Below are 7578 nucleotides of genomic sequence, written 5' to 3'. Positions count from 1 at the left end.
TTAAAAAATTACCAGTATAAATTTTCAAAAAAGAGGTAAATCTTGATTTAATAATGGTAATATTATGATAAAATTTATGTGAAAGAGAGGGTTTTATATGGAAATGACATTGAGATGGTATGGTTCAAAATTTGATACCGTTACCTTAAAACAAATCCGACAGATACCGGGAGTAACAGGTGTCATTACTACTTTATATGATAAGCAGCCGGGAGAGGTATGGAGCCGTGAAGAGATTGCTGCCATGAAAAAAGAAGTAGAGGAGAGCGGACTTCATGTTGCCGGCATTGAAAGCGTTAATGTGCATGATGCAATCAAAACGGGAGCGAAAGAACGTGACCGCTATATTGCCAATTATATCGAAACATTAGAAAATCTTGGAAAAGAGGATATTCATCTGGTATGTTACAATTTTATGCCTGTTTTCGATTGGACAAGAACGGAATTGGCTCGTGTAAGAGAAGACGGTTCAACTGTTTTAGCGTATTCACAGGATGCGGTCGATCGTCTTGATCCTGAGAAAATGTTTGAATCGATCGCTTCGGATACGAATGGCAGCGTGATGCCGGGCTGGGAACCGGAGAGAATGGCTCATGTGAAGGAGCTTTTTGCCATGTATAAGGATATTGATGATGAAAAGCTATTTGAGAATCTAAAGTATTTTCTTGAAAAGATCATGCCGGTGTGTGATCAGTATGATATCAATATGGCCATCCATCCGGATGATCCTGCATGGTCTGTTTTTGGATTGCCAAGGATCATCATCAATAAGGAAAATATTTTGAGAATGATGAAGATGGTCGATAATCCGCATAATGGGGTTACTTTCTGCAGTGGTTCTTATGGTACGAATCCTAAGAATGATCTTCCGGATATGATCCGTTCTTTGAAAGGAAGAATTCATTTTGCCCATGTGCGTAATCTGAAGTTTAATTCAGATCGTGATTTTGAAGAAGCGGCACATCTTTCAAGTGATGGCAGCTTTGATATGTATGAGATCATGAGGGCCTTATATGAAATTGGTTTTGATGGCCCGATCCGTCCGGATCATGGACGTATGATCTGGGATGAGGTAGCGATGCCGGGATATGGTTTGTATGATCGTGCATTAGGTGCTGCTTACCTGAATGGTTTGTGGGAAGCTATTGAAAAAGGAGCAACGAGATATGGAATTAAATAAGAAAGGCTTAAAAGAGCGTCAGCAGTGGTTAGATAAGGGATATCATCTGAGTGATTATGACCGTGAAGAGGTTGCTGCTTCTACAAGAAAAAAACCGCTGTGGATCCATTTTGGGGCCGGTAATATCTTTCGTGCTTTTCAGGCAAATATCGTTGAGAAGCTTTTGAATGAGAAGATACTTGACCGCGGATTGATCGTTGCGGAAGGCTTTGATTATGAAATCATTGAAAAGATGAATCGTCCTCATGATGATTATTCGATACTGGTAACGCTGAAGGCAGATGGTACGGTTGAAAAGAGCGTGATTGGAAGCGTTGTTGAAAGCTGTATCCTGGATTCTGATAATGAAGAAGAGTTTACACGTCTGAAGGAGATCTTCTCGAATCCTTCTTTACAGATGGCTTCTTTCACGATAACGGAAAAGGGATATTCTTTGGTAGATGGCAGCGGAAAGCTGCTTGACAGCGTTGAGAGAGATTTTAAAATGGGACCGGAAGCACCTTCTTCTTATATAGGAAAGATAGCTTCTTTGCTTTATACACGTTATCGCAATACGGAAAGAGGAATTGCCATGGTGAGCATGGATAATTGTTCACATAATGGTGATAAGCTATATGAGGCAATTCATACCTTTGCGAAAAAATGGGCAGAGAATGGTATGGCTGCGCCAGGCTTTGAATATTATGTCAAGAATAAAAATTGTGTTTCTTTCCCATGGACCATGATCGATAAGATCACACCAAGACCCGATGCTTCTGTGGAAAAGATTTTGAATGATGATGGCATTGAGGGATTAGATCCGATCATAACTTCTAAGAATACATATGTTGCGCCATTTGTGAATGCGGAAGAATGTGAATATCTGGTCGTAGAGGATGCTTTTCCTAACGGACGTCCTGAATTGGAAAAGGGTGGCGTCATGTTTAGTGATCGCGAAACGGTAGATAAGGTAGAAAAGATGAAGGTCTGTACCTGTTTAAATCCGCTTCATACGGCCTTGGCTGTTTTCGGCTGTCTTTTAGGATATAAGAAGATTTCTGAAGAAATGAAGGATGAGCAGTTAAGAAAGCTGGTTGAGAAGATCGGATATGATGAAGGATTGCCGGTAGTCGTCGATCCAAAAGTCATCGATCCGAAGGAATTTATTGATGCGGTCATCCATGTACGTTTTGTTAATCCGTTTATGCCGGATACGCCGCAGCGCATCGCAACAGATACCTCTCAGAAGCTGGCAATTCGTTTTGGGGAAACGATTAAGAAATATATGGCTTCGGATACGTTGAATGTTGACGATCTTACACTGATCCCATTAGTATTTGCCGGTTGGATTCGTTATTTAATGGGTGTGAATGATCAAGGTGAAAGCTTTGAAAGATCACCGGATCCGCTTTTAGAAACCCTGACACCGATCACATCAAAACTTTCATTGGGCATGGAGGATGATGTAGAAGACATCGTCGGTGATCTATTGCATAATGAGGCGATATACGGTGTGGATCTGTATCAGGCAGGACTTGCTGATAAGGTGGTTGGCTATCTGAAAGAAATGTGTGCCGGCACAGGTGCTGTAAGAGCTGTGTTGATAAAATATACGAGGTAAAGCTATGAAGAAATTTATGGATGAAGATTTTCTGCTTCATAGTGAAACGGCAAAAAGACTGTATCATGAGACAGCCTCTAAGATGCCAATTATTGATTATCATTGTCATATCGATCCTAAAGAGATCTATGAAGACCGCCGGTTTGATAATATCACACAGGTATGGCTGGGCGGCGATCATTATAAATGGCGTCAGATGCGTTCCAATGGCATTAGTGAAAGATATATTACCGGTGATGCCACTGATTATGAGAAGTTTCAAAAATGGGCAGAAACATTGGAAAAGGCAATTGGCAACCCCTTGTATCACTGGTCACATTTAGAATTAAAACGTTATTTTAATTATGAAGGTCATCTTTGCAGCGATACGGCACAAGAGGTCTGGGAGATCTGTAATCAGCGTCTGCATGATAAAGACATGACGGTGCGAGGCATTATTTCTCAATCAAACGTAGAAATCATCTGTACAACAGATGATCCTATTGATGATTTAAAATGGCATGAGCTGCTTGCTTCAGATGATTCCTTTGATACCAAAGTGCTGCCGGCATGGCGCCCGGATAAGGCCATCAATATTGAGAAAGAAGATTTCGTGGATTATCTGTCAAAGCTGTCTGCTGTCAGTCAGATAAAAATCAACAGCTTCCCATCACTGATCGATGCATTAAGGGAAAGAATGGATTATTTTGATAAACATGGCTGTAAGGTAAGCGATCATGGTTTAGACTATGTATGTTATGTTGAGGCAGGCAAAGAAGAGCTGGAAGAGATCTTTCAGAAACGCTTATCAGGTCATCAGCTTTCTTCACATGAAATCGATGCTTATAAAACAGCTTGCATGTGTGCTTTTGCGAAAGAATATCATAAGCGTGGCTGGGTCATGCAATTGCATTACGGTGCAGCACGGAATCTGAATCAGAAAATGTTTAGAAAATTAGGTCCGGATACAGGTTTTGATGCGATTTCTACTTATGCATCATCTCCGCAGCTGGCAGCCTATCTCAATCATCTTGCTTTTCATGACTGTCTTCCAAAAACAATACTTTATTCGTTGAATCCATCTGACAATGCCATGATCGGATCAGTGATCGGCTGTTTTCAGGATGAAAGTGCGATCGGCAAGATCCAACAGGGAAGTGCATGGTGGTTTAATGATCATAAAGCAGGAATGATCGAACAGATGACTTCTTTAGCGGATTTGGGTTTACTGGGGAATTTTATCGGTATGCTGACAGATTCAAGAAGCTTTTTGTCATATACAAGACATGAATATTTCCGTAGAATCTTATGTGATCTTATTGGTACATGGGTAGAAAATGGCGAATATCCAGATGATGAAAAAGCACTTGAAAAGATCATAAGAGGAATTTGTTACGAAAACTGTAAACAATATTTTGAATTTTAATGATCGGATCTTGAGATAAAATATATCTGAAAAATCGAAACTTTCACATAAGTTTCGATTTTTTATCGTACTTTGAAATGAGGAGGAAGATGATATTCTGTATGGAACCTAAATAAAATACAGGAATCATTCGATTCCTGTATTCTTTAATCATTATCTTCATCTGTTGGATCTGTTGGCTGTTCAGGTGTTTCCGGTGTTTCAGGTGTTTGATTCTTACCCAATTTACTTGTTTCACTGGAAGAGAGGGTCACACAGACTTGGTTGGATTTAGAATTATCATTCTGATATCCATAATATCCGCAAACCCTTGCTTCTACACCCGGTGTAATGTTAAAGGTATTGCTTCCCGTATCTGTGGTAAAGTTGGTAACACCAAGACTTGTACCGTTTTGGAAGACTTCTACTTTATAAACAATTGGACCATAGACAGCCTTTTTATCAAATACCTTTGTACCTGTATAATTCGGATAGCCTTCTACACCATGATACAAACCGTCAAAGGCATTCAGTGCATCACTATCAGGATATGGTGTGAACATGAAATCAACGGTCTTTGCATTTTCGTTTACAACTGCTGTAAATGAGTTCAAGGATGAAATTTCGTCCGGTGTCAAGGTCTTAAGAGTTGCGAATTGACTCAAGACCTTACCTGTCGATATCATGGAAGCCGGCGTACCATCCGGTACAGCATAATGACCGTTATCAAAGGCTCCCTTGATATGGGTAATATTGACAATGCCGCTCGGCTGGACAAAATCATCCGGATAATTGTTGGCATGAACCGTATCAAAAATGAGCTTATTGATCTTCGTCGGTATATTTGCATTCATTTGCGCATCCGTCAGATAACCATATGGAACACCATTTCCATCATTTTCATACCCTTGCCATGTCGCAATGGAATACTTACTTGTATAGGAAACCGTCCATTTATCTTTCGCGGCGCGTGTTGGGATACCATATTTAGCCCCTAAATCTCCCCAGTCACTCGTACCTGTCTTGGTGGCTACCTGATAGCTGCTTCTCATAAGTCCTTGGAAAGAGCTAGGGTAATTGCTGACAGCCTGTACTAATATTTCAGTCATCAGATAAGAAGCCTGTGGAGAGAATACCTGACGGGAAACGACTTCATGAACATAATCTTCATGTTCGCTATTTAAGAATTCAATACGGGTAATTGCATATGGTTCTGTATAAACCCCGCCATTGGCCAAAGCCGCATAGGCCGCTGCCATTTGAAGCGGTGTAGCCACCATGGAACTGCCACCAATGGCCATTCCTAATTCTAGGGTTTCTTTTCCATCCAAGATCTTCTGGAAGGTAGTTAATCCCAGATTGACCATAATTTCGGCGACACGATTTTGTCCGATGGTATTGACAACCTCACTTAAGGCTGTGATTGCCGGAATGTTCCATGACCGGGCAATCGCTTCAAGGATTGTTACATCACCATGGAAGGCACCACCGGCATTTTGCGGTGTATAACCATTAAAGTTGCGAGGTACATCGGCAATGATCTGATCCGTTGACCAGCCTAGATATTCAAACGCTAATGTATAATCTAACAATGGTTTGATACTTGATCCAGTCTGATGTTCCATCTCATATCCGTGGTTCTTTCTTATATCTCCAGTATAATTCAAGCCACCGGCGATTGCGGCAATTGATCCATCAGTGACATCGATCAAGGCGCTGCCGGCCTGCATTCCTAATGGTGCATTCTCGAAGAAGCCATATTCACCGTTCATGATGGCTTCATAGAGCTGCTGGGTTTTAAGATCAAAGGTCGTATAAATGACCATATTACCTTGATAAATATCAATACCTAATTCTTCATCACAATAATCACGAACATAATCAATAACGCTTTGCAGCGGATCACCTTCAAAATTGGTTGTACCATTCAGCTGGAAAGCCAATTTTGTATTGATTGCCAGGTCATATTCTTCCTGACTGATATAACCGTGCTGAAGCATGAGCCCTAAGGCTGTATTGCGTCTTTCAACGGCGTTATCATAATTTAAATAAGGATTATAGGCGTTCGGTGCATTGATGACACCCGCCAGGAAAGCCGCTTCTGAAAGGGTCACTTCACTAATATCTTTTCCAAAATAATATTGTGCACCTTTCTGGACACCTCTGGCAACACCGCCAAAATTGATATAATTCAGATAGCGCATCAAGATATCTTCTTTGCTTAAAGAGCTTTCCGCTTCTAATGCAAGAAAGATCTCCTGTACTTTCGCAAAAAGTTTTTCAATGGTATTCTGTGAATCATCCGTTGTGTGATGCGTCACATCGATCATCTGCATCGTAAGTGTCGAACCACCTTGACCAAAGCTGAGCGTTTTTATATTTTCAAGCAAAGCTTTTAAGAAACGCGGTAAATCGAAACCATTATGTTTGAAGAAACGGGAGTCCTCGACTGCCAAGAAAGCATCGATAACCACCTGAGGTACCTGGTCATAGGTAGTGTTCTCTCTGAGACCATCACCGCTGGAAAGCTGAATGGCAGGGACAGATTCACCATTCTCATCGTTCATCATGATCGTTGTCGGTTCATCGCCATGTAGCAGGGATTCATTGAATTCATCTTTTTCTGCCAATATCTGATTCAATGTCAGATAACCAAATAAGCTGGCAACAACAATACATGCGAGTACGAGAACACCGATCGTATCGATGATCTTTCTTTTCCGAGATTTATTTGGTGTATTTTGCTGCCTTATTTTTTTATTTGCCATTGTTGCAACCTCCTTGGAAATACATTTCATCTACTGCATCTAAATATTTTAAGCGGGGAATATAGCTTTCCTGGATCAGCTTTCCCACTTCCTTAACTTTTTTATAAGACAACGATTTCTGATTTTCGTCTTCGTAGGCATCAATCATGACCTGCCCGTCGATCAGATATGTTTCGTTGTAGCTTGTAAAACGCAGGATGACAAATGAGATCCCGCCATGATGGATCACCCGCTTCATGTGCTGGATCTGATGAGGATGGATCAGCTGAAAGGGAAAGCCTCCTTTATTTTTGGTTTGCTTTGCCTCAAAGTCAATCGCCTTGCCACGATAGACACCGTTATAATCTGTCGTGGAAGGTACTTTATAATAGGCTTCGCTGATCCGGGCATGAGCACGATTGGGATAATCGACCTTGACCACTTGAATGGGGGTCGGTTTCTTATGGATACATGCGCGATCCGTTTCCAGATAAAATTCATTTGTTTCATTGATATCATTCTCCAGACTCATTCCACGTCCGCTGTGTGAGAGGTTTTTGGAAGAGGCAGTGGAGAGTGATGTTGTTGGATTCTGTTTTGTCGGATAACCAATCATTTCATCACCTATCTACCATTATACAAAATTTTTATATTGAAATCCAGTTAT

At 41.0% G+C, this 7578-nt stretch carries 5 protein-coding genes; 3 read left to right on the top strand and 2 right to left on the bottom strand.

Going from position 1 to position 7578, the window contains the following annotated elements; translation table 11 throughout:
* Positions 1 to 97: 97 nt before the first annotated feature.
* The 3 genes from uxuA to uxaC are packed head-to-tail and all read left to right on the top strand — an operon-like array spanning position 98 to position 4185.
* A complete protein-coding gene (gene uxuA / locus ACZYT3_RS09575; protein WP_294560617.1) occupies positions 98 to 1180 on the top strand; it encodes a mannonate dehydratase in 1083 nt (360 codons plus the stop codon).
* Positions 1167 to 2780 (top strand): mannitol dehydrogenase family protein, encoded by a 1614-nt coding sequence (locus ACZYT3_RS09570; RefSeq protein ID WP_464088483.1) that lies wholly within the window; start codon positions 1167 to 1169, stop codon positions 2778 to 2780. Before uxuA ends, ACZYT3_RS09570 begins: the two co-directional genes overlap by 14 nt.
* A 4-nt stretch (positions 2781 to 2784) precedes the next feature.
* Entirely contained in the window at positions 2785 to 4185 is a 1401-nt protein-coding gene (uxaC, locus tag ACZYT3_RS09565) for a glucuronate isomerase (RefSeq protein WP_464088482.1), read from the top strand.
* Between the two features lie 146 nt (positions 4186 to 4331).
* Here the strand turns inward: uxaC and ACZYT3_RS09560 are convergent, their stop codons facing one another.
* Both ACZYT3_RS09560 and recU read right to left on the bottom strand, forming a co-directional pair.
* Positions 4332 to 6932 carry a transglycosylase domain-containing protein gene (locus tag ACZYT3_RS09560; RefSeq protein WP_464088481.1) on the bottom strand — a complete coding sequence of 867 codons (2601 nt, stop codon included), beginning with the start codon at positions 6930 to 6932 and terminating at the stop codon, positions 4332 to 4334.
* Positions 6922 to 7527 (bottom strand): Holliday junction resolvase RecU, encoded by a 606-nt coding sequence (gene recU, locus ACZYT3_RS09555; RefSeq protein WP_294562508.1) that lies wholly within the window; start codon positions 7525 to 7527, stop codon positions 6922 to 6924. Before recU ends, ACZYT3_RS09560 begins: the two co-directional genes overlap by 11 nt.
* Between the last annotated feature and the right edge of the window lie 51 nt (positions 7528 to 7578).

The sequence above is a fragment of the Traorella sp. mt218 genome (assembly GCF_055420025.1).
This window is presented reverse-complemented; position numbering and strand designations above follow the sequence as displayed.

What these genes read in the sequence shown, in the direction of transcription:
- uxuA (WP_294560617.1), top strand. Translation starts at nt 98, where the DNA reads ATGGAAATGACATTGAGATGGTATGGTTCAAAATTTGATACCGTTACC.
- ACZYT3_RS09570 (WP_464088483.1), top strand. Translation starts at nt 1,167, where the DNA reads ATGGAATTAAATAAGAAAGGCTTAAAAGAGCGTCAGCAGTGGTTAGAT.
- uxaC (WP_464088482.1), top strand. Translation starts at nt 2,785, where the DNA reads ATGAAGAAATTTATGGATGAAGATTTTCTGCTTCATAGTGAAACGGCA.
- ACZYT3_RS09560 (WP_464088481.1), bottom strand. Translation starts at nt 6,932, where the DNA reads ATGGCAAATAAAAAAATAAGGCAGCAAAATACACCAAATAAATCTCGG.
- recU (WP_294562508.1), bottom strand. Translation starts at nt 7,527, where the DNA reads ATGATTGGTTATCCGACAAAACAGAATCCAACAACATCACTCTCCACT.